14 protein-coding genes are annotated in these 23,087 nt (G+C 54.5%); 13 read left to right on the forward strand and 1 reads right to left on the reverse strand.

The genetic code is table 11. The features are described from left to right. Positions 1 to 189: 189 nt before the first annotated feature. The gene (gene tal, locus ABNT34_RS16990; protein ID WP_348733751.1) at positions 190 to 1,137 is read right to left on the reverse strand and encodes a transaldolase; all 948 of its coding nucleotides are present in this window, start codon (positions 1,135 to 1,137) and stop codon (positions 190 to 192) included. A 240-nt stretch (positions 1,138 to 1,377) separates the two neighbouring features. On the opposite strand from tal, the gene ABNT34_RS16995 reads away from it, so the two are divergent. The 13 genes from ABNT34_RS16995 (at position 1,378) to ABNT34_RS17055 (ending at position 23,073) form a co-directional block, all read left to right on the forward strand. Then, positions 1,378 to 3,048 (forward strand): ribulokinase, encoded by a 1,671-nt coding sequence (locus ABNT34_RS16995; protein WP_348733753.1) that lies wholly within the window; start codon positions 1,378 to 1,380, stop codon positions 3,046 to 3,048. Further along, complete coding sequence (locus ABNT34_RS17000; RefSeq protein ID WP_348733755.1) at positions 3,045 to 3,737, forward strand: L-ribulose-5-phosphate 4-epimerase; 693 nt, start codon at positions 3,045 to 3,047, stop codon at positions 3,735 to 3,737. Before ABNT34_RS16995 ends, ABNT34_RS17000 begins: the two co-directional genes overlap by 4 nt. Positions 3,738 to 3,765: 28 nt before the next feature. Continuing rightward, on the forward strand, positions 3,766 to 5,262 hold the full coding sequence (gene araA / locus ABNT34_RS17005) for an L-arabinose isomerase (RefSeq protein WP_348733757.1): 1,497 nt from the start codon (positions 3,766 to 3,768) through the stop codon (positions 5,260 to 5,262). Positions 5,263 to 5,348: 86 nt separating this feature from the next. Further along, positions 5,349 to 5,933, forward strand: a complete 585-nt coding sequence (locus tag ABNT34_RS17010; RefSeq protein ID WP_348733759.1) for a beta-phosphoglucomutase family hydrolase — start codon at positions 5,349 to 5,351, stop codon at positions 5,931 to 5,933. A gap of 265 nt (positions 5,934 to 6,198) precedes the next feature. Next, positions 6,199 to 7,269 carry an aldose epimerase family protein gene (locus ABNT34_RS17015; protein WP_348733761.1) on the forward strand — a complete coding sequence of 357 codons (1,071 nt, stop codon included), beginning with the start codon at positions 6,199 to 6,201 and terminating at the stop codon, positions 7,267 to 7,269. Positions 7,270 to 7,272: 3 nt separating this feature from the next. Beyond that, a complete protein-coding gene (locus ABNT34_RS17020) occupies positions 7,273 to 9,135 on the forward strand; it encodes a family 43 glycosylhydrolase (RefSeq protein WP_348733763.1) in 1,863 nt (620 codons plus the stop codon). 531 nt (positions 9,136 to 9,666) lie between these two features. Then, positions 9,667 to 10,323 (forward strand): hypothetical protein, encoded by a 657-nt coding sequence (locus tag ABNT34_RS17025; protein ID WP_348733765.1) that lies wholly within the window; start codon positions 9,667 to 9,669, stop codon positions 10,321 to 10,323. After that, entirely contained in the window at positions 10,316 to 13,873 is a 3,558-nt protein-coding gene (locus tag ABNT34_RS17030; RefSeq protein WP_348733767.1) for a LamG-like jellyroll fold domain-containing protein, read from the forward strand. The genes ABNT34_RS17025 and ABNT34_RS17030 overlap by 8 nt, the downstream gene beginning before the upstream one ends. Positions 13,874 to 13,966: 93 nt before the next feature. After that, the gene (locus ABNT34_RS17035) at positions 13,967 to 14,929 is read left to right on the forward strand and encodes a glycoside hydrolase family 43 protein (RefSeq protein ID WP_348733769.1); all 963 of its coding nucleotides are present in this window, start codon (positions 13,967 to 13,969) and stop codon (positions 14,927 to 14,929) included. A 256-nt stretch (positions 14,930 to 15,185) separates the two neighbouring features. After that, positions 15,186 to 18,026, forward strand: a complete 2,841-nt coding sequence (locus tag ABNT34_RS17040; protein ID WP_348733771.1) for a TonB-dependent receptor — start codon at positions 15,186 to 15,188, stop codon at positions 18,024 to 18,026. A 224-nt stretch (positions 18,027 to 18,250) separates the two neighbouring features. Then, entirely contained in the window at positions 18,251 to 19,657 is a 1,407-nt protein-coding gene (locus tag ABNT34_RS17045; RefSeq protein ID WP_348733773.1) for an MFS transporter, read from the forward strand. Then, positions 19,650 to 20,609 (forward strand): family 43 glycosylhydrolase, encoded by a 960-nt coding sequence (locus tag ABNT34_RS17050; protein ID WP_348733775.1) that lies wholly within the window; start codon positions 19,650 to 19,652, stop codon positions 20,607 to 20,609. Before ABNT34_RS17045 ends, ABNT34_RS17050 begins: the two co-directional genes overlap by 8 nt. 31 nt (positions 20,610 to 20,640) lie before the next feature. After that, the gene (locus ABNT34_RS17055) at positions 20,641 to 23,073 is read left to right on the forward strand and encodes a beta-L-arabinofuranosidase domain-containing protein (RefSeq protein WP_348733777.1); all 2,433 of its coding nucleotides are present in this window, start codon (positions 20,641 to 20,643) and stop codon (positions 23,071 to 23,073) included. Positions 23,074 to 23,087: the final 14 nt, after the last annotated feature.

Here is a 23,087-nt window from a genome sequence, read left to right on the forward strand (position 1 = left end):
GTTGATTTTCAGCGGGCTTTCGAGCGGAACCGGGTGCGCCTTTTCTTTCGGTTCCTTTCTTTTGGCAAGGCAAAAGAAAGGAACTCACCGACAGGTGAATTCTCTGCTAAGCGGTCTCGCTGCAAAGGAAATAACGATTACGAAAACAAAGCCGCCCGCAGGGCAAAAGCCAAGCGCAGCGACGACCCGTCAGAGCGCCCGCAAAATATCCTCCAGCTTCTGCTGATCAGCAGCAAACTGGCGGATGCCTTCCTGCAGTTTGTCGCTGGCCATCTGGTCTTCCAGCATCTGCCAGCGGAATTGGGCTTCGGTCAGCGTCGAAGGTGTAGCTGCGGCCGGGACGTCGGTTTGCAAACGACGTGGCACCGGGCCTGTGCTGTCGGCGAGCTCCTGCAGCAGCGCCGGGCTGATGGTCAGGCGGTCGCAGCCGGCCAGCTGGCGAATTTCTTCGCTGTTGCGAAAACTGGCGCCCATCACGATGGTGGGGTAACGGTGGGTTTTAAAATACTGATACACACGGCGGACAAATTGGACGCCGGGGTCTTGCTCGCCGCTGAAATCCTGCTGCGGCTGCTGTTTTTTGTACCAGTCCAGAATACGACCGACAAAAGGTGAAATTAAGTAGCTACCTGCTTCAGCACAGGCACGGGCCTGGGCGAAGCTGAAAATCAACGTCAGGTTGCAGCGTACACCTTGTTGCTCCAGCACGCGGGCGGCCTGAATACCTTCCCAGGTGGCGGCGATTTTAATCAATACCCGCTGGGTGTCCGAACCTTGTGCCTGATACAGTTCCAGCAGCTGATGGGCTTTTTCAATAGTCGCCATAGTATCAAACGACAGGCGGGCGTCGACTTCGGTTGAGACATAACCTGGTACCTGCGCCATCAGCTGCTGACCAATTAATACCGCCAGTTTGTCGGCGGCCAGACTGATGCGGGCATCGCCTGTGGTGCTGCTGGCAGCCCACCGCAGCGCTTCTGCAGCCAGATGGCGGTATTGCGCCTGCTCGATGGTTTTTAAAATCAGCGACGGGTTAGTGGTGGCGTCTTGTGGCTGATACAACTTGATGGCGGCAAAATCACCGGTGTCGGCCACGACAGTAGTGAACTGCTTTAACTGGCTTAATTGGTCTGACATAAATTCCTCATTTATCATATTTAATTGTAAAAAAATGGCCTAAATTGGTGCTATTCACCCTGCTGAACTCCAGAGGGTGATGCGACGTTTGTCGATAAAAGCCTTAAAAGACAGCTGCCTTAACGAAAAACATCAGTGCAAATCAAAATATATTTTTATATGATCTTTACAGCTCTCAAATGGTGATATTATCATACAATTAATTTATGGTGATGTCGATGCAAAGCGAGAAAGGTACTTATGTCGTTTTATGTCATTGGAATTGATTATGGTTCGGACTCAGTCCGGGCCTTGCTGGTGGATACCGCCAGTGGCCAGGAGCTGGCCAGCGCCGTGGTGAACTATCCGCGCTGGAGTCAGGGTTTGTATTGTGAGCCGGGCCGTGACCAGTTCCGCCAGCATCCGCAGGATTATCTCGACGCGCTTGAACAAGTGCTGCAGTTGTTGTGGCAACAAGCGCCAGCGGGTAGTGCCAACCAAGTGGTGGGCTTGAGTGTCGACACCACAGGTTCAACGCCGGTGGCGATTAACAGCGCCGGCGTGCCGCTGGCACTGTTGCCGGAGTTTGCCCAGAACCCTAATGCGATGTTTGTGCTGTGGAAAGACCATACTGCGCTCTCCGAAGCTGCAGAAATCACTGCAGCGGCGAATAGCTATGCTGCGCGTGGTGCCGGGCCGAATTATCTGCAATTTATCGGTGGCATTTATTCGTCTGAATGGTACTGGGCCAAGGCGCTGCATGTGCTGCGTCAGGACCCGCAAGTGCGCGCGGCCGCCTACAGCTTTGTTGAACACTGCGACTGGATCACAGCAGTGCTGACCAATACCACGGCGCCGGCAGATTTTTATCTCGGCCGCTGCGCTGCCGGTCACAAAATGATGTGGCATCAAAGCTGGGGTGGTTTTCCACCTGAGGCGTTTTTTGCCGGCATCGACCCGTTACTGGCTGGTTTTGCCGAAAGACTGAATGCTGACACCCGCACTTCTGATCAGGCCGCCGGGCGTTTGTGTGCCGAATGGGCCCAGCGTTTAGGTTTGCCACGTGGTATTGCCATTGGTTATGGCGCCTTTGACTGCCATATGGGCGCCGTCGCCGCCAATGTGCGGCCCGGTGTCTTGACCAAAGTGATGGGTACTTCGACTTGCGATATTACAGTGGCAAGCGCTGAGCTTTTTGCAGATAAACCGGTGCGCGGTATTTGTGGTCAGGTCGATGGTTCAGTGTTACCGGGCATGATTGGTTTGGAAGCCGGTCAGTCTGCCTTTGGCGATTTATATGCCTGGTTTCGCGACCTGCTGAGTTTCCCGTTGCAGTTGCTCGGTCAGCAATTATCTGCCGCAGCGCTGGCAGAATTAGAAGCGCAGATTATTCCGGCATTGTCGCGTGAAGCGGCGAAGCTGACACCAGGCCAGACCGGCATCACGGCGCTGGATTGGGTCAATGGCCGGCGTACGCCGGATGCCAGTCAACGGGTGGCGATGGCGATCAGCGGCCTGAAAATGGGCAGCCAGGCGCCACAGATTTTCCGCGCTTTGGTCGAGGCGACGGCTTTTGGCTCACGCGCTATTACTGAGCGTTTTCGCGAGCAGGGTGTGCCGGTGGATTCGGTGGTGGTGATTGGTGGCATTTCGAAAAAATCGCCGCTGGTGATGCAGATTTGTGCCGACGTCTGGAACTGCGATATCGCGGTGCTCGACAGCGAACAAAGCTGTGCCTTAGGCGCCGCCATTTTTGCTGCTGTCGCCGCCGGTGTGTTCCCTTCAGTTGCGGCTGCGCAGGCGGTGATGGCGTCGCCGGTGTGCCAGACCTACAGCCCCAATGCGGCAAATGCCGCAGTCTATGACGGTTTATATCAACAATATCAGCAGCTTGGTGCCTTTGTTGATGCAAAAGCACAGGAGGGGCTATGAGCTACACCGAATTAAAACGCGAAGTATTTGAAGCTAACTTAGAGCTGCAAAAACGCGGACTGGTGATTTACACCTTCGGCAATGTGTCGCAAATCGACCGCGCCAAAGGTGTGATTGCGATTAAACCAAGCGGCGTGGCGTATGAAGATATGCGCGCCGACGACATGGTCATTGTCGACTTAGACAATCAGATAGTCGAAGGCAAGTTACGTCCTTCGTCCGACACCAAAACGCATACCCATTTGTATCGTCATTTCAATGACATTGGCGGTGTCACCCATACCCATTCCACCTATGCCACAGCCTGGGCACAGGCCAAGTTGCCTATCCCATGCCTCGGTACTACTCATGCCGATTTTGTTTATGGCGCCGTGCCCTGCACCGGTGAGATGAGCATCGAACAAGTGGCGCGGGATTATGAAGAAGAAACCGGCGTGCAAATCGTGCGCGCTTTCGCCGAACTGGACCCGCTGGCGGCACCTATGGTGGTGGTCGCCGGACATGCGCCTTTTGCCTGGGGTAAAGATGCAGCGAAATCCGTCTATCACGCAGTGATCCTCGAGGAAATTGCGCGGATGGCTTATTTAACCCGCACCCTGGCGCCGCAGGGCGACCTGTTAGCCAAAGCGGTGATGGACAAACATTATTTCCGTAAACACGGCAAAAACGCTTATTACGGTCAGGCCTGAGCCGGCCGCAGCCAAGAGGAATTAAACGATGAAAAGTACCAAAGAAGTCTGGTTTGTTACCGGTTCTCAACATTTATATGGCCCAAAAGTGCTGCAGACGGTGGCGCAGGACAGCGAAATTATCGTCGCTGGCCTCAATCAAAGCGGCAAATTGCCGGTGCAGCTGGTAGTGAAACCAACGGTAAAAAGCCCGGAAGAGATTTTTGCCGTTTGCCAGCAGGCCAATGCCAATCCGGATTGTGTTGGTCTGGTGCTCTGGATGCATACCTTCTCGCCGGCCAAAATGTGGATAGCCGGCCTCAATGAGCTGCGTAAGCCATTCCTGCATTTACACACCCAGTTTAATGCTGAGCTGCCGTGGGCAGAGATCAACATGAACTACATGAACACTCACCAAAGTGCGCATGGTTGCCGCGAGTTTGGTTTTATCGGCACCCGGATGCGTAAAGAGCGTAAAGTGGTGGTCGGTCACTGGCAAAACCCAACCGTAGTGCAGGAGCTGGACGACTGGTGCCGCGCGGCATTGGGCTGGGCCGAAAGCCGCTCATTAAAAATCGCCCGTTTTGGCGACAATATGCGTCAGGTCGCAGTGACCGAAGGCGACAAAGTGGCCGCGCAAATTCAGTTTGGTTATGAAGTCCACGCCTACAGCCTGGCCGATTTGGTGGCTGTGGTGGATGCGGTGTCTGACAGCGACATCATCAGTCAGCTGGATTTATACCGGCAGGATTATGACATTGCGCCGGCGGTGTTCAGCGATGACTACGCACTGCAGATGCTGAAAAACGAAGCGCGGCTGGAACTGGGCATGCGCACATTCCTCGATAAAGGCGGTTTTAAAGCCTTTACCAACTGTTTTGAAAACCTGGCTGGCCTCACCGGTTTACCGGGTCTGGCGACGCAGCGGCTGATGGCGCAGGGTTATGGCTACGGCGCTGAAGGTGACTGGAAAACCTCGGCCATGGTGCGCATCATGAAAGTGATGGGTCAGGGTCGCGCCGGTGGTTGTTCTTTTATGGAAGACTACACCTATAACTTTGGCAGCCGCGACCAGGTGCTCGGTGCACATATGCTGGAAGTGTGCCCGTCGATCGCGGCCGCCAAGCCACGCCTCGAAGTGCATCGCCACACTATCGGTGTCAAATGTGACGTGGCGCGTTTACTGTTCAGCGCCGCGCCAGGCCCGGCCATTAACGTGTCGCCGATTGATTTGGGCAACAGATTCCGCATTCTGATTAATGAAGTCGACACTGTAGTACCACCGGCCGGTACGCCAGAGTTGCCAGTGGCGTCAGCTTTATGGGAACCTAAGCCGAACTTAAGTGTGGCGGCAGCGGCCTGGATCCATGCCGGTGGCGCGCACCACACAGTATTCAGCCAGGCCGTGACCACCGACATGGTGGTGGACTTTGCCGAAATGGCTGGCGTGGAGACGGTGATCATCGACGATGCCACCAATATCCGTCAGCTGAAAAATGAACTGCGCCAGAGCTCAGCTTATTATTTCCTGAAGCAAGGCTTGTAAGCAGTTGCGGCGTTGCCGCGGCACTCAGACAAACAACAGGCCTGCGGGCCTGTTGTTTTTTGTACTAACACAATCACGGAGTACCGATGCTGGATTTATCCGCTTATCAGGCCATCGTTTTTGATATGGATGGCACTTTAATCGATTCGATGGGCAGCCATGGTGTGGCCTGGCGCCAAACGTGCGAGCGCTACGGCTATCCGTTTGACCCTGTGTATATGCATAGCCTCGGCGGCGTGCCGACCGATCAGACCGTGGTGCTGCTGAATGAAAAATATGGCTTGTCGCACGATGTGGATGAAGTTGCGCGGGTCAAACGTGAGCTGTGGGAACAACTGGATGAAGTGCCGGCGCTGATTCCTGCGACAGTCGAAGTGCTGAAACATTATCGCGGCCGGTTAAAAATCGGTATTGGCACCGGCGCCGACCGCGGCCATGCGCTGAAAATGCTGGCAGAAACGGGTCTGCTGGAGCTGGTTCAGACTGTGGTAACCGCCACTGACGTGGTGCACGGCAAACCACACCCGGAAACCTTTTTAACAGTCGCTGCGCAACTGGGCGTGGCACCACAGCATTGTGTGGTGTTTGAAGATACGGCGATTGGCCAGCAAGCCGCCGCGGCCGCCGGCATGGACTGCATTTTGGTGCAAAACGGCGAACTACAGATTTAAACCACAAAAGCACTTGTCTTAGCTTGGTTAATTGTATTATAAAACTACAATACAAAAATAACCAATCCGACAAGGTGTGATCATGACAATATTTCCGCACTTATTTCCGCGTTGGGCCAGACGGTCATCACCGCTGCTGCTTTGTGTCTGTGTGTGTCTGCCGCTGAGCGGTTGTGGGCCTGCCCCGACACAGACAGGCGCGCAGCCGCAAACTCAATCCGTCACTCCGGCACTCTCTCCGTCATCAAGCAAGGACGTACAACCCATGCAGCCAACAGTCAGTGAACAGTCATTCGGTCAGTTGGCCGATGGTCGCGCAGTGCAGTTATACAGCTTAAAAAATAGCAACGGCATCGAACTGGATGTGACCAACTACGGCGGCATCATCACCCGGCTGGTGACGCCGGATGCCAAAGGTCAGAGCGCTGATATTGTGCTTGGTTACGACAATCTGCAGCAGTATGTCGACAACAATCCGTATTTTGGCGCCATTATCGGCCGTTATGGCAATCGCATTGCCGGCGGCAAATTTGTGTTAAACGGTACCAGCTATCAGCTCGATAGCAATGACGGTGCCAACCATTTACACGGCGGGGTGCAGGGTTTTGATAAAAAACTCTGGACCGCAAAAAGCTTCACGCAGCCCGATGCTGTCGGCTTGGTGTTGAGCCTGCTAAGTCCGGATGGTGACCAGGGTTATCCGGGTAATCTCAGCGTGGAAGTGACTTATCTGCTGACCAACAGCAACGAGCTGCAGATGACTTTCCAGGCCACCACCGATAAAACCACAGTGGTGAATCTGACGCAGCACAGTTATTTTAACCTGGCTGGCGGCGGAGATATTCTGAGCCACGAACTGACCATTCCGGCGGCGCAAATCACGCCGGTCGGCGCAGGTCTGATCCCTACCGGCGCGCTGCAGGATGTCGCGGGTACGCCTTTTGATTTTCGCAGCGCCAAAGCCATCGGCCGTGATATTGCCGCGGACGATGCCCAGCTGAAATTAGGCCTGGGTTATGACCATAACTTTGTGTTAAAAACCACGCCAGATAAAACGCTGGTGTTGGCGGGGCGGGTGCTGGAGCCTGCCAGTGGCCGCGTGCTGGAAGTGCTGACAGATGACATTGCCGTGCAGTTTTATTCCGGCAATTTCCTCGATGGCACGCTCAAAGGCAAAGGCCAGACTTATGGTCATCGCAGCGGTTTTTGTTTAGAGCCGCAGCATTTCCCCGATGCGCCAAACCAGCCGGGTTTTGCCTCGACAGTGTTAGAGCCGGGTCAGCAATATCAAAGCCGGATTGTGTACCGTTTCAGCACGCAGCCAGCGAAGGAATAACTGATGAATAAACTGCGCAACAACAGGCTGATGGCCGGCGCTTTGGCCACGCTGCTGAGTTTGCCTGTATTGGCGAATACTGCGATGCAACCAGCAGGGCAAAAACAGGCGGCAGCAGAGCAAAAGCAGGCTGCAGCACAGGGCGCTTTTACCAATCCATTGTTTGAAAATGGCGCTGATCCCTGGCTGGAATATTTTGACGGCAATTATTATCTGACCACCACCACCTGGACTTCTCAGCTGGTAATGCGCAAGTCGCCGACGCTGGCTGGCCTCGCGACCGCCACGCCGGTCTATGTCTGGTCGGATGCTGACCCTAAACGCTGTTGTAACTTTTGGGCTTTTGAGTTTCATCGTTTAAAAGGCCCGAATGGTTACCGTTGGTATCTGATGTATACCGCAGGCCAGGACGGCACTTTAGATCACCAGCATCTGAACGTGCTGGAAAGTGCCGGCGACGACCCGATGGGGCCTTATCAGTACAAAGCCGCGATGATGCCGGACAGCTGGAACATCGACGGCAGTTATCTGCAGCACAATGGCAAGCTGTACCTGCTGTATTCACAGTGGCAAGGCGACGAGCAGCTCAATCTGATTGCACAGATGGACAACCCCTGGACTTTAACACCCGGCAAGCCACATCAGGTATTGACCCGGCCTGTGCTGGACTGGGAAACCAGTGGCCGCAAAGTCACCGAAGGCGCGGCTGCGCTGCAGTATCAGGGCCGTACTTTTGTCACTTACTCCGCCAGTTTCTGCGACACGCCGGATTACAAACTCGGGCTGATGGAGCTGGTTGGTGATGATGCGCTCAATCCCGCCCACTGGAAAAAACACGACAAGCCGGTGTTTAGCCGCACCGGGCAGGTGTTTGGCCCGGGCCACAATGGCTTTTTTAAATCGCCGGATGGCAAAGAACACTGGCTGATTTACCACGGCAATGACAAAGCCAGTCAGGGCTGCGGGGCGACGCGTTCGTTACGGGCGCAAAAATTCGGTTTTGACAGTCAAGGCTTGCCGGAATTTGGCGCGCCGCTGGCGCCCGGTGTGCAGGTGGCCCGGCCGTCTGGGGAACAAGGCCCGCGCATTGGTAAAGTGCAGGGACTGTCGTATCAATTGCGCGACAAAAACTCAGGCCAGTGTTTGGCAGTGGACAAAACAGGCCAGCCACAGCTGAGTGCTTGCGCTGAAGCCAGCCGCTGGCAACCGGATGCGATGGCAACCAATGCAGTGCGTTTGCTGGAGCCAAGGTCCGGCCAAGTGCTTGGCGCTGAAAAGTTGCAGCCGTGGCGGGACGAAAGCAGTCAGCAGTGGCAATTTAATGCGCTGGGCGATGGCTGGTTATCGGTGTCGAATCTGGCGCAGAACCAGCCGCTCGGTTGTGGCAACGGCAAAACCGCTTGTGGTCCCTGGCAGCTGCTGCCACAAGGCACTTTTGCGCTGGTCAGCCAGCAATCCGGCAAAGTGCTGAGCGCCGGTTGTGACACAAAAGCCGCAGTCACACAACAAGGCTGGCGTGGCGCTGCTTGTCAGCAATGGCAGGCGGTGCTGGCACCCCAGCGCAAAGACAGTGCTGTGGTTGATGGCAGTATTTTGCTGAAATTAAGCCAAACGCCAGAAACCTGTCTGGCCGTGCAAGGCGATGCCATAGTACCGGGTGCTCTGCTTTCGCCCGGCAGCTGTGACGCCAAAACGGCGCGCTGGCAACTGACGCCACAGCCCGGCGGTGGTATGGTGCTGACCAACAGCTACAGCAAACAAGTAGTCGATCTGGCGCATTGTGGCCTGGCCGATGGCACCGCTCTGGCGCAAGCGCCGGCCAATGCCAGTGTTTGTCAGATTTTCCATTTGCGGGCGGTGAAATAACCTTAAAAAAGCATGAGACAGTGGAGTGCGTCAGTCTCCATTTGTCTCGTCAATGTACGGCGGCGCTTTGCTTGCCGCTACCTACGATCTCAATTAGCGAGTAGGTACGCGCAAGCGCAGCGCGCTGGGCGTCACACGCCGCACGGTCAATCTCAGTAAGGTCAATGTCCCATTCTCAGGACATCCACCGATTTAATGTCACGCACCGCCGTACGGTCCATGGCCTAATTCCCGGAATACCCGTCGCGTTATCCAGAGCATTTCCCGATTTCCGCTCTTTACAGCGACCTGTCTTTAGTTTATTAATATTGTAATACAATATTGCATTTTAGGGCGTGTGAACGCCCGCACTGACGTCCTCCGGCCTTGTATTCCTCTGCCCGCCGCAACGCGCGGGCAATGCTGTGTGGCCCCGCGACTTCAGACCCGCAGTTTTCACGTCTGTGATCCGTCACAGGCAGAGGAGCAAGCCTGCTGTTGCAGGCTGACAACAAGGCCACCGCCCGATCGGTGGTGTAACAGGAGAAGACGATGAAGAAGACACTCCGGCAGTGTCTGTTGCCAGTTTTGCTCGGATGTTCCGGCATGGCACAGGCGGGCCTGCTCAACCCAGATTTCAGTCAGGGCTATCAACATTGGCAAGCAACGGTCAGCTGGACTGATCAGCAAAGCGGTGACTCGGCCACCGACAGTGGTGACCTGTTCAGTACTTATCCGGCAGCGTTTAGCCTGGCCGGCAGCAGCGTCACGTTGACCACCGCACTTCAGGCGCAGCGTGAACTGTGGAGCCTGCTGATGTATCAGGATTTACAGCTGGACGCTGTGGGTGCCGGTAAAGCCTTGTGGCTGCAGTTTAATCTCAAAGCACTGCTCAGCAGCAGTGATGATTTTTATTTTGCCCAGCTGCGTGATTTAGACACAAACGACGTACTGGATTTATCGGCCGGTGGCCGTTTTAACCTGACCGGCTGGATTGGCCGCAAGCTGACGCTGGAATTTGGCGTGCAGGACAATGACTTTGTGCTCGGCGACAGTCTGACCTTGAGTCAGTTCCAACTGGAAAGCCGTGATGTGCCGGCACCAGCCAGTCTGTTGTTATTGTGCGCCGGTCTGTTGCTGTTGCCACGCGCTGGTACAGGTCGCGTTGGTACAGGCTGCGCCGCCACAGGAGCGCAGCATCATGGCTAAACATCTGTTTTCATTGCTGTTGCTCTGTGTCGCTCCGACGCTGTGGTGTAGCGCTGTGGCTGCTGAGTGGCAACAACTGACCGGCGCAACTGTACAGCAGGGCGCGCGAGTGACGGTACGTAACGTCGGCTATTACACTGACAACAAAATTCTGCAGGCACCAGCGCCAACCACCGAACAGCCGCTGCGGCTGGTGATTATGAGCAGCACTTATGCGGTCACCAATGCGCACGGCAAAGACAGTGCCGGCCGGCCTTATTTTGATGTCACCATGCTCAGCACGCCGGTGCGGGTGTATTTTGCCAACAGCCGCGGCACTTTCAGCTACAGCGCTGCGGTGTTCCAGCAGTTGTCGGACAACAATCTGCCGGACCCGACGCTGCAAACCCCGGTGTCTTATCAAAATGCCACTGTGCATGACCCATCGGTGATCCGCTTAACGGATGGTCGTTTTTACGTGTTTGGTTCGCATTTAGCGGTGGCCAAAAGCACCGACCTGATGAACTGGCAGCTGGTGGCCGAAGGCGTTAATAATGCCAATCCACTGTTCGCCACTTATCAGACCGAAGCGGCCGAAGGCATCGCCTGGTCGGGGGGCCATGTTGGCTCCTGGGCCTCTGATGTGATCCAGCTGGCTGACGGCAAATATTATTTTTACTACAACCACTGCGCCTCACCGGAAAATGGCGAATGTGATTCTTCACGCTCATATTTAGGTGTGGCGGTGTCTGAGAATATCGAAGGGCCTTACCGCAATCTGGGACTGATGCTGAAAAGCGGTCATCGCGGCAGCGAAAACCCTGGTGTGGACGGCAATGTCTACAACGGTAACATCCATCCGAATGCGATAGATCCGGACGTATTTTTTGATAAAACCGGCCGGCTCTGGATGGTATACGGCTCTTACTCCGGCGGTATTTTTGTGCTGGAACTGAACCCGCAAACGGGTTTCGCGTTGCCGGGGCAGGGTTATGGCACCAAGATCATGGGCGGTTATTACAGCGCGATCGAAGGGCCATTTATGTTCTACAGCCCGGAATCGGATTACTACTACTTGTTCACTTCATTTGGCGGTTTTGCTCAAAACGATGGCTACAACATGCGCATCGCCCGCGCCCGCACGCCACAAGGGCCGTTTCTGGATGCTGAAGGCCGTAATATGCTGGGCGCGTCTGGTGGTTGGTCGTCGATTGCGCCTTTTGGCGTGAAGCTGATGGGCGGTCATCTGTTTGAGCACAATCCGGGCGACCCAGGGACGGACCATGGTTATATGGCGCCTGGTCATAACTCGGCGTATTACGACGCGGCGACCAAACAGCATTTTGTCATCTTCCATACCCGCTTCCCGGAGAAAGGCGAAGGCCATGAAATTCGTGTGCATCAGCTGTTTGTCAATAGCGACGGCTGGCTGGTGGCGGCGCCACACCGCTATGCGCCGGTGCAGGGCGCAAATCTGGTGGATAAAACTGATGCGCTCGGCACTTATCAGTTTATCAACCACGGCAAAGATATTAACCGCACACCACACCGCTCGGTCTATCTGAGCTTAAACGCCGACGGCAGTATCAGTGGTGATGTCAGCGGGAGTTATTCGCTTGGCGACAAACAACAAATCACGCTGAATATCACAGGCATGGGTAGCTTTAACGGCGTACGGTCCTGGCAATATAACGACAACACCCCCCAGCTGGTGCCGACTTTTACCGCGTTATCAGCCAAAGGCGAAGCGGTATGGGGTAGCCGGTTGCCAGTGTTAAGCGCTGCCGATTTAGTGCAGCAAACGCTGAACAGCCTGAGCGTACCGGCTGAAACGGTCACCGACTTGCCGTTATCCAGCCGTGGCGCCCAAGGCGCAACTATTCAGTGGAGTTCATCATTACCAGAGGTGATTGCGGCAAACGGTAAAGTGGAGCCTCCGGCGGCCGGCAACGCGGATGCCACAGTGGAACTGACGGCGACAGTGACGCTGCAAGGTGTCACGCAACAAAAAACCTTCAGTATCAAAGTCAAAGCCCGCAAAGCCTACAACCGTACCGCGCTGTATCGCTTTGATCAGAACTTAGCTGACAGCACGGGTTTATTCGGTCAAGGCCGGGCTACCGCCAACAGACCGGACAGCACGGGCGTTGTCAGTTTCACCGCAGGCCGTGCCGGACAAGCGCTGCAGCTGAATGGCCAGAACGGTGTGCGCTTACCGGATGGCCTCATCAACAGCCACACTTATACAGTATCAATGTGGCTGAATCCGGCGGTGTTAACCCAGTTCACGCCGGCATTTTTTGCCGCCGCCAATCCGGATAACTGGCTGAGCCTGGTACCGCGCAGCTGGGATCAAAACACCATGCTGTGGAGTGGCAGTCAGGTCTGGTTTGACGGCAGCGCTGGTCTGCAAATCCCGGTTAATCAGTGGACGCATGTGGCTTTTAGTGTGCAACAAGGCCAGCTCAGCTTGTATATCAACGGTGTGCAGAAATTTACCGGCAGTAATTTCCGCGATTTATTCAGTACAGTGCAGGCGGTGTTTGCGCTTGGGGTGAACTACTGGGACACGCCGTTTAATGGTGCCATCGATGAGCTGGCGGTGTATGAAACTGCGTTGTCGGCCGCAGAGATTAAAGCGCTGGATGTCGACCGGCTGCAAGATGCGCAGCTGCTGCAAATTGCCGTCAACAATCTGAATCTTGGGGATATTTCGGCAGTACGCAGCGATTTGACGCTGCCACGCAGCGGCGCTTTTGCCAGTGTGCTGCAGTGGCAATCCTCGGACCTCAGCACCATAGATCTGCAAGGCAAAGTGACACGGCCAGGCCTGACAGAGCCGGACCGGCAGGTCACGCTGACTGCGACTGTCAATCTGAATGGTCAACAGCAGAACCGTGATTTTGTTGTGACCGTGCGCTCGCTGGCGCCGCCAACGCCGTTGGCCAACTTCAGTTTTGACCAGAGTAATCTGGCCGATGCCGCTGGCCGCTTTAATGCCGGCAGCAGCACCGGCAGCAAGTTGGACCAGGGTGGTGGTGTGTTGAGTTATCAGGCTGGCGTGAAAGGTCAGGCGTTGGTGCTGAATGGCAGCGCAGGCGTGCGTTTACCGGATAACCTCATCACCGACCATAGCTACAGCGTGGCGCTCTGGCTCAATCCGGCTCAGCTTACCAATTACAGCACGGCGTTTTTTGGTTATGCCAGCTTAAGCAGCTGGGTCAGTCTGGTGCCGCGTGGTCATGGCGGGGTGGGTGAAAATACCATGTTGTGGTCAGGCACTGCCTGGTATGACGCCGGCATTGGTCAGCGGGTGCCGCTGAACAGCTGGTCGCAGCTGGTGTTTGTGGTCAGTGGCGGTGCAGTGAAAATCTACCTGAATGGCCAGCCGGTCTTCAGCGGCAATAACTTCCCCAATGTGTTTGGCGCCAGCGGCACCAAAGGCTTTGGCCTTGGTGTGAACTTCTGGGACACGCCGTTTAAAGGCATGCTGGATGAAGTGCAGATTTATGGCGAAGCCATCAGCGCCGAAGATGTATTGCAGCTGTATCAGCAAAGCATGGTGCCATAACGGTTATCTCATTGGTTTAAAATAGTACAATATGACCGTCAGGCTGCCGCAGTCATGGCAGCCCTGATGGTCAGACGCTTTGAAGGAGTAAAGATGGGTAAATTGAGCAAAAAGGCGTTGGCAGTTTGCTGTGCTGCTGCGTTATGGACAGTACCGGCGCTGGCGAAAAATCCGCTGTTTGACGATGTGCTGACCGCAGATCCGGCCGCTCTGGTGCATGGTGATACTGTATATCTTTATACCGGGCACGACGAAGCACCTGATAACAATGGTTTTTTTGTCATGCATGACTGGCTGTTATTCAGCTCCAAAGATATGAAAACCTGGCAGCGGCATGGGGCTGTGCTCAAAGCGACTGACTTCAAATGGGCCAAAGGCGATGCCTGGGCGGCACATGCGATTGCACGCAACGGCAAGTTCTATTTTTACACCACAGTGCGGCATAAAGACGACAAACCGGGTTTTGCTATTGGTGTCGCAGTAGCCGACAGCCCGCTGGGGCCTTTTAAAGACGCCATCGGTAAAGCGCTGGTCACCAACGACATGACCACCCAGACCAAAAACGACTGGGACGACATAGATCCTGCCGTGTTTATCGACAAAGACGGCCAGGCTTATCTGTTTTTTGGCAATGTGGTGCCCAAGTACGTCAAGCTGAAAGCCAATATGACGGAACTGGACGGTGAGATAAAAACCATTGATTTAAAAGACTTTACTGAAGCTGCCTGGGTACACAGTAAAGGCGATACTTATTATTTGTCTTATGCCTGCGGTTTTCCGGAAAAGATCTGTTATGCCAGCAGCCGCAGTATTCACGGCCCCTGGCAATATCAGGGCATCCTGAATGAAATTGCCGGCAATTCAGAAACCAACCATCAGTCGATTATCGAATTTCAGGGCAAATCCTACTTTATCTATCACAACGGTGCCGTACCACCGCTTGACGGCCGGCAGAGCGGCGGGCGTTTTCGCCGCTCGGTGGCGATAGACCCCTTGTATTACAACACCGACGGCACACTGAAACGCGTGATCATGAGCAGCGAAGGGATCCGCTAAGGCGGTTCTTTTCGGCTGATTACGCATAAGTTTATGATTTAAATCAATAAATAAAAGTGTAATGAAGCAGGAACTCTTGTTGACAGTTAAATAATCATACAATAGTATTATAAAACTACAATAAGTTGACAGTGTAGCTTTTGCAGTGATATCTGTGCTGTGAAAGTTGCAAATGGACAAAACAATAAGCCGGAAAAAGTTCGCGCAGTACAGGACTTGAGCGGCACATACACAACACGACGGGAGAAGACGACCCATGTTCAAGCGAAGCCACTTGTCCAGTGCAATACTTTTGGTGCTTTTTGGCCAGGCAGTACAGGCACAGGAAACCGCGAATACCAAAGACCAAAAAGCCAGCGCTGAAGATATTGAAGTGATTCAGGTCAAAGGCATCCGTAGCAGTCTGAATAAAGCTTTAGGCGTCAAACGTTTAGAAGAGCAGATTGTCGATGTCATTGTCGCCGAAGATATCGGTAAATTTCCGGATAATAACGTCGTCGAGTCGCTGCAGCGCGTGACCGGCGTGCAGGTCACCAATCGTGGTTCCGGCGAAGTGTCCGGCGTCTCTATCCGTGGTTTAAGTGACATCACCACTACAGTCAATGGCCGCAATATTTTCACCGCCGCCGGCACAGCTGTGGCGTTACAGGACATTCCGGCCAGTTTATTAAAACAGGTCGACGTCTATAAAACCCGTTCTGCCAGCCAGATTGAAAGTGGTATTGCCGGTCAGATTGACGTGAAAACCCAGCGCCCCTTTGATTTTGAAGGCTCAAAATTTATCGTCGCCGGCCGCGGTATTTATACCGAACAAAATGAAGAAACTAACCCGACTATCAGTGCTTTAGCATCGAATCAATGGGCGACCAGCGCCGGTCAGGTTGGTGCTTTGGTCAACTTATCCTATTCCCGCTTGCGTTACCGCGACCAAAGCGTCACGGCAGGTGCCATGGTGCCTTTTATGACCGAAAGCACCACAGCACCATTCACGCCGTTTGAGCGCGTGTGGCCAAATCGTGGTGGCGTCAGCGAAGACCCAATCTGGCAAGCCGGTTTATTGGAAGGTTTACCTTCAGCCGCAGGTTCAACTTTTAACATCAATGGCAAAGCCACGCCTTATATGCTGGGCCGTGATGCGATTTTCCAGAGTGATTACAACGGTGAACGCGAACGTCCGGCCGCCAACCTGTCATTGCAGTTTGCCCCGGATGAAAACTCAGAATATGTGTTTGAGACTTTCTATAACGGTTATCGCAACGAGGGTTTTAACAGCTTATTTTTCTCCTTCGCCGACTGGTGGGGCGATTATGCCGGCATGACGCCAACACAGGCAGCGGCAGCTGGTAACGTGGTGCTGCATCCAGGCACCAATATTGTGAAATCGCGCTCTGTGCTGCATCCGTGGGTCTTTACCAGCGGTGATTTATCGACCGGTAAAACCGACAGCTATCTCTATGCCTTGGGCGGCAGCTGGCAGCTGAATGAAGATCTGGCGTTGAAATCTGAAATTGTTTATCAGGACAGCCAATACGACAGCGATTTCTTCGCGATGCGCTTTATCCGGCCTGGTGCCACTTACAAGCTCAATGTCGACTTCAACGAACACGGCGGCGTGCCAGGTTTTAACTTTGAAGATGACCCGGCGACTGCGGCGTTAAACGAAGCCGATATGGTCAATCCGGCGTCTTACCTGATTGATGGCATGTATGACAATGCCAACAGCGATCAGGGTGATGCTGTGACTTTCACTTCTGATTTGACTTATAGCCGCAGCGGTTTCTTTACCCGCATCGATACCGGTGTGCGCTACGACAAACGCGGCGCAGAGACTGCGTTCAGCCGGCAGGATCGTTGCTGTGGCGGTGGTGTCAGTGTTGCTACGCTTGAAGGTCTGGCGTACACCAACAGTGGTTTTATGGATGGTGAAGCCAATGTGCCAAGCAGCTGGACTGTGGCTAACGGCCATGAGATCCGTGGCAACGCGGATAAATACCGGGCGATTTACGGCATGACCAAAGTGGGCATGAACCGCTCTTTTGATATCGATTCAACCACCTTGTCGGTGTATTTGCAGGGGAAATACGAAACTGAACTGGCCGGCCGCACGCTGGATGGTGAAGTCGGTTTCCGTTACACCGGTATTGATACCGACTCGATGTTCTATCAGGAAACCGCACCAGGTGTGCCACAACCTGTCACTGCCGGTGACAGCAAAACCCGTGCAGTATTACCAAGTCTGACCGCTCGTTATGAACTGACTGACGATTTACAGGCGCGTTTTGCTTACACCGAAACGTTGCGTTATCCGTCGTTTGGCGATTTAAACCCGCTGATTATCTATAACGAAGACGTGACTGGTATTGGCTACGGCACGGCCGGTGGCGGTAACCCGGACCTGAAACCAACTGAGTCGAAAAACTATGACTTGTCACTGGAATGGTATTTCGCCAAATCCAGCTCGTTATACGGCACGCTGTTCCGCCGTGATGTCGAAGGTTTTGTTGTTGGTTTCCGCCGTGCTGTGACGCATGACAAGTCGGCGACAGACCCAACGCCGTACAAGTTTATTCTGACCCAGCCGTATAACGCGTCAAACGGTGAACTTTCAGGTGCTGAACTGGGCCTGGTCTGGTTCCCGGAGAATCTGCCGCAGCTGCTGGATGGTTTTGGCGTACAGGCCAGCTATACCCGCCTGTCTTCGTCGCAGACCACACCGGATACCAACTCGGCCGGTGAGATCACCGGTTACAAAGACACTGATGTCTTTGGCGTGTCGGATTCGTCGTACAGCGTGGTGCTGGCCTATGACAAAGACAAATTAGGTATGCGGCTGTCCTATTCATGGCGCGATGATTTCCTCGCCAACTATGAAGCGGCCCTGTTTGCCAACCCGCTGGAAATGCGCCGTCGGGCCGAAGCCAGCATGGACTTCCAGCTGAGTTATCGTCTCAATGACAATTTCGAAGTGACGTTGGACGGCACCAACCTGACCAACGAGCTGTACCAGAGTTATTACGGCAGCAATGCCACCACCAATAACTTCGGCACTGCGTTGTATAGCCGCACCTTTGCGTTGGGTGTGCGTTATTCGATGTAACTGGATTGGAAGTAGCTGTAGACCTGTGTGATCTGTAAGACGTTCCTGGTTTGAGCCCCGCCCAAGCGGGGCTTTTTTTAGCCGGCGGATCGACTTAGTGGTTGCAGCAATTATCCTACAATATTATCTTGAGCGAACAATGATAAGGCAGCCAGATCTGCCAACTGCAGTAACCCGGGTTGCTTGCCAACAGCAGCGCCCGTCAGACAGGGGAGAACGGCGTGATGAGCGGATATAAATTATCGCAGCTGGAAAAAATTGGCTTCGGCGCCGGCGACATGGCGGTCAATGTGGTGATCTCGGCGATGATGCTGATCATCACTTTCTTTTATACCGACGTGTACGGTATGCAGCCTGCCGATATGGCGCTGATGTTATTGGTGGTGCGGGTACTCGATGCCATCACCGACCCGCTGATGGGCATGATCACCGACAAATTCAACAGCCGTTGGGGCCGCTACCGGCCGTATTTACTGGTATTTGCGGTGCCTTTTGGCATCTCAGTATTTTTAACTTTCAGCACGCCGGACCTCGATTACAACGCCAAACTGGTGTGGGCTTACAGCACTTATATTTTTGTCACGCTGATGTTTACTGCCGTGACTATTCCTTACATTTCGCTGATTGGTGTGTTAACCGACGACCCGAAAGAGCGGTTGTCAGCCAATGGTTACCGGTTGTTTTTCGCCAAAATCGCCGCTTTCCTGGTCACCATCATAGTGCCGATTCTGGCCGGTGCTGACTATTGGCAAGGCGACAAAGCGGCCGGTTATCAGGCGGCAATGGGCCTGATGGCGATGCTGGCGGTGATATTTTTCCTGTTTTGTTTTTTCACTACGACAGAGCGGCTGGAGCATCAGGTCGACAAACAACCGCTGCGCCAGCAGTTTGCTTTGTTGCTGAAAAATGACCAGTGGCTGGTGCTGTGTGGCGTCTGTGTGCTTGGCACCGTCGGGTATGTGGTGCGTGGCTCAGTCGCTTTGTATTACGCCAAATATTATCTCGGCGGCGACACGACGATGCAGTCGTTGTTTTTATCCACCGGCGTCGGCGCAGCGATTTTGTCGATGGTGGCGTCGACCTGGATCACCAAAGTGTATTGCAAGGTCAAACTGTTTAAATACAGCCAGATGGCAGTGGGTGCTTTAAGTGTGCTGATGTTTGCCTTCGTTGGCCCTGGTGATGTGGTGCTGGCTTTTGTGCTGTTTTTCCTGATTTCTTTTGTCGTCGATTTACATGCGCCGGTGTTTTGGTCAGCCATTGCCGAAGCGGTTGATTATGGTGAACACAAAACCGGGCAACGTGTGGCCGGATTGTCGTTTGGCGGTATTTCGTTTTGTCAGAAAGCCGGTATGGGTGTGGCTGGCGCAGTAGTTGGTTGGTTATTGGCTGGTTTTGGCTATCAGCCGGATGTGGCGCAAAGTGAGCTGGCGCTGACCGGTATCGCGCTGATGCTGACGTTAATCCCTGGCGCCTTTCATTATGCGGTCGGTGTGTTGATGCAGCGCTACCACATTACCGACGCCGCTTACCGCCAGATCTTAGCCGAATTACAAGTGACGCCTGTGGCGCCGCAAGCCGTCACTGCTTCTTCTACCGCAGTAGCAAAAGGAACTCCGACTCATGCCTGATTTCTCCCCGATGAACAGCAACGTGCCGTTAATCCCGCAACGTGCCGACCCTTTTATTTACCGGCATACCGATGGTTTTTATTACTTCACCGCCTCAGTGCCGGCCTATGATGGCATTGAGCTGCGCCGTGCCCGGCAGCTGGAGGATTTGGCCAGCGCTGAGGCTGTGATGGTGTGGCGTAAACCGTCGGAAGGACCATATTCTGAGCTGATTTGGGCGCCGGAAATTCATTTTCATCAAGGCGCCTGGTATGTCTATTTTGCCGCAGCGCCAAGCCGGGCCATTAAAGACAATTTGTTTCAGCATCGCATGTATGTGATTCAAGGCACCGGCGACAATGCCCTGACCGCCGACTGGCAATTTATTGGTCAAATCGACACTGGCATCGATACTTTTTGCCTGGATGCCACCACTTTTTACCATCAGGGCAAACTCTATTATCTGTGGGCACAAAAGGGCCCCGGCATCACCGGCAACTCGAATTTGTATATCGCCGAAATGGCTTCGCCGGTTGCGATCAAAGGCGAACCTGTACTGCTGACTAAACCTGAGCTGGACTGGGAAATTCGTGGGTTTTGGGTCAACGAAGGCCCGGCTGTGCTCAAAGGCCACAGCAAAATTTTTATCAGCTATTCCGCCAGTGCCACCGACGAAAACTATTGCATGGGGCTGCTGTGGGCCGATGAAAATACCGATGTGCTGGACCCGGCCAGCTGGCAGAAATCACAGCAACCGGTGTTTCAGACTGACGCCAGCGTGAAGATGTTTGGCCCCGGCCATAACAGCTTTACCACTACTGCCGATGGCACCGACGTGCTGGTGTACCACTGCCGGCAATACACTGAAATTGAAGGCGATCCGCTGTGGAATCCGGACCGGCATACCTTTGTGAAAACTATCCAATGGGATAAAAACGGCATGCCGCTCTTTGGGAAACCAGGACAGCCATAAGTCAGCTTTTTTGTGTCCAGCAGGAACTAAGATGCGCCTGATAAAATTCTGTGCCGCGCTACTTTTGGGCAGCGCGTGGTCTTTGACTGTCGCAGCTGAAACTACTGCAGTGCAGCCCTTTGCACTGACGCAGGTGCGCTTAACTGCCGGGCCTTTTTATCAGGCGCAGCAGACCAATCTGCAATACCTGCGGGATTTTGACAGCAACCGGCTGCTGGCGCCTTTTGAGCGCGAAGCCGGTTTAAACCCGCGAGCGCCGGCCTATGGCAACTGGGAAAGCAGTGGCTTAGACGGTCATATTGGTGGTCACTACCTGTCGGCTTTGGCGCTGGCGGTGGCCGCAACCGGCGACCAGGCACTCAATTCCCGGCTGGACGAACTGCTGCAACGCCTGAGCAAAGTACAGCAGGCATATGGCAATGGGCCGGATGCCGGTTATCTCGGTGGTATTCCGGGCGGCCGTCAGCTGTGGCAACAAATACGCGCCGGCCAGATTAACAGTGAATTGTTCAGCCTGAATCAGCGCTGGGTGCCGTTGTATAACCTGCATAAAAGCTTCGCCGGCTTAACCGATGTCTGGCTGCTGACGCACAAACCGCAGGCCAAAACGCTGCTGCTGAATTTGGGGCAGTGGTTTTTACAGGTTAATGCCGGGCTCAGTGAGGCGCAAATCCAGCAGCTATTGGTCAGCGAACATGGTGGCCTCAATGAATCTTTAACCGATTTGGCGGCGATCAGCGGCGACCCTGCATATTTACAGCTGGCAAAACGTTATTCGCAGCAAAGTCTGCTAACGCCACTGTTGCAGCAGCAAGACAAACTCAGCGGTCTGCATGCCAACACGCAAATTCCCAAAGTGATTGGTTTTTGGCGGGTCGGGGCCAGTGCCGGTTTGCCAGACTGGCAGCAGGCGGCGCAGTTTTTTTATCAGACCGTGACCGAGCGCCGCTCAGTGGTCATTGGCGGCAACAGCGTGCGCGAGCATTTCCATCAGGCGGACGATTTCCGCCCCATGCTGGAAGACGTCGAAGGGCCAGAAACCTGTAATACCTACAATATGTTAAAGCTGGCGAAGCTGCTGTACCTGCAAAGTGGTGACACCCGCTATTTAAATTTTTATGAGCGCGCCAGCTACAACCATATTTTGTCGTCGCAACACCCGCAGCATGGCGGTCTGGTGTATTTCACGCCGCTGCGGCCCGGGCATTACCGGATGTATTCGGCGCATGACCAGTCGATGTGGTGTTGTGTCGGCTCCGGGCTGGAAAATCACAGCAAATATAACGAGTTGATTTACGCCCATGCCGGAGCGGAATTGCTGCTGAATCTGTTTATCCCATCAACGCTGCACTGGCCGGAGCAAGGGCTGCAGCTGGCGTTGGCGACAGCATTCCCCGATGACAACAGCGTTCGGCTGACTGTGTTGCAGGCGCCGGTTACCGGCAAACTGCAGCGCATCAGCATTCGCCGGCCAGCCTGGCAGGGGGCGCCGCTGCAGCTGTTATTAAACGGTCAGGCGGTGCAAACCCAGGACATCAGGCCCGGTTATGTCAGCGCAGCATTGGCGCTGCAGGCCGGTGATGTGCTGAGTTTCAGCCTGGACCCGCAGCTGCGGCTTGAGCAGTTACCGGGGCAGCGAGCGGACGAGCGCAAGGCTGCTGCCTCGAATTATGCCGTGTTATATGGCCCGGTGGCGCTGGCGCAGCCTCTGCCGCCATTAAAAGGCGAGCAGCTGAAGTTTGTCGCCGACGACAGCCGGATGGGGCATATCGCCGCCGGCGCTTTGTGCCCGGAAGGTGCAGCGCCGCTGCTGGTTGGCGAGCCGCAGGCCTTTTTACAGAGTCTGCAGCGGCTGCCCGGGCCATTAGCTTTTGCCGCACCTGGTCTTCAGGCGGCGCGGCCACAAATCTGGCAGCAACAGCCAGTGGCACAGCTGGTGCCATTTTTCCGCGTGCACGACCAGCGGTATCAGATTTATCTGCAGCAAGTTGCCGCACCGGCCTATCCGGCGTTTGTCAAAGCGGCAACAGCACGGGCTGAGGCGGAGGCCTTGTTGGCGGCCCGCACGCTGGACCAGATCCCGCCGGGCCAGCAACAACCGGAAGTGGAGCATCAGTATCAGGGCGAGGCCAGTCAAAGTGGCAACAACAATGGCCGGCACTGGCGCGACAGCGGCAGCTGGTTCAGTTATCAGCTGAGCGATGCCCGTCAGCAAGCCACAGTGCTGCGACTGGAGTATTTCAGTGGCGACGCCGACCGGCAGTTTTCCGTGTTACTGAACGGCCAGTTGTTGGCGGAAGTGACGCTACAACCGCAGGCTGAGGCCGGTATTTACAGCGTCGATTACGCCGTCCCGCAGGCCGTGTTACAACAAAGCCAAAACGGCCGCCATCAGCTGAAGTTTGTCGCCAAACCCGGCTCTGTCGCTGGTGGTATTTATGGCATCCGGTTGCTAAAACACTAGGGGCTGTGTGTCCG

It is taken from the genome of Rheinheimera texasensis, from assembly GCF_964031785.1.
GTDB classification, from domain to species: Bacteria; Pseudomonadota; Gammaproteobacteria; order Enterobacterales; family Alteromonadaceae; genus Pararheinheimera; species Pararheinheimera texasensis_A.

What these genes read in the sequence shown, in the direction of transcription:
- tal (WP_348733751.1), bottom strand. Translation starts at nt 1,137, where the DNA reads ATGTCAGACCAATTAAGCCAGTTAAAGCAGTTCACTACTGTCGTGGCC.
- ABNT34_RS16995 (WP_348733753.1), top strand. Translation starts at nt 1,378, where the DNA reads ATGTCGTTTTATGTCATTGGAATTGATTATGGTTCGGACTCAGTCCGG.
- ABNT34_RS17000 (WP_348733755.1), top strand. Translation starts at nt 3,045, where the DNA reads ATGAGCTACACCGAATTAAAACGCGAAGTATTTGAAGCTAACTTAGAG.
- araA (WP_348733757.1), top strand. Translation starts at nt 3,766, where the DNA reads ATGAAAAGTACCAAAGAAGTCTGGTTTGTTACCGGTTCTCAACATTTA.
- ABNT34_RS17010 (WP_348733759.1), top strand. Translation starts at nt 5,349, where the DNA reads ATGCTGGATTTATCCGCTTATCAGGCCATCGTTTTTGATATGGATGGC.
- ABNT34_RS17015 (WP_348733761.1), top strand. Translation starts at nt 6,199, where the DNA reads ATGCAGCCAACAGTCAGTGAACAGTCATTCGGTCAGTTGGCCGATGGT.
- ABNT34_RS17020 (WP_348733763.1), top strand. Translation starts at nt 7,273, where the DNA reads ATGAATAAACTGCGCAACAACAGGCTGATGGCCGGCGCTTTGGCCACG.
- ABNT34_RS17025 (WP_348733765.1), top strand. Translation starts at nt 9,667, where the DNA reads ATGAAGAAGACACTCCGGCAGTGTCTGTTGCCAGTTTTGCTCGGATGT.
- ABNT34_RS17030 (WP_348733767.1), top strand. Translation starts at nt 10,316, where the DNA reads ATGGCTAAACATCTGTTTTCATTGCTGTTGCTCTGTGTCGCTCCGACG.
- ABNT34_RS17035 (WP_348733769.1), top strand. Translation starts at nt 13,967, where the DNA reads ATGGGTAAATTGAGCAAAAAGGCGTTGGCAGTTTGCTGTGCTGCTGCG.
- ABNT34_RS17040 (WP_348733771.1), top strand. Translation starts at nt 15,186, where the DNA reads ATGTTCAAGCGAAGCCACTTGTCCAGTGCAATACTTTTGGTGCTTTTT.
- ABNT34_RS17045 (WP_348733773.1), top strand. Translation starts at nt 18,251, where the DNA reads ATGAGCGGATATAAATTATCGCAGCTGGAAAAAATTGGCTTCGGCGCC.
- ABNT34_RS17050 (WP_348733775.1), top strand. Translation starts at nt 19,650, where the DNA reads ATGCCTGATTTCTCCCCGATGAACAGCAACGTGCCGTTAATCCCGCAA.
- ABNT34_RS17055 (WP_348733777.1), top strand. Translation starts at nt 20,641, where the DNA reads ATGCGCCTGATAAAATTCTGTGCCGCGCTACTTTTGGGCAGCGCGTGG.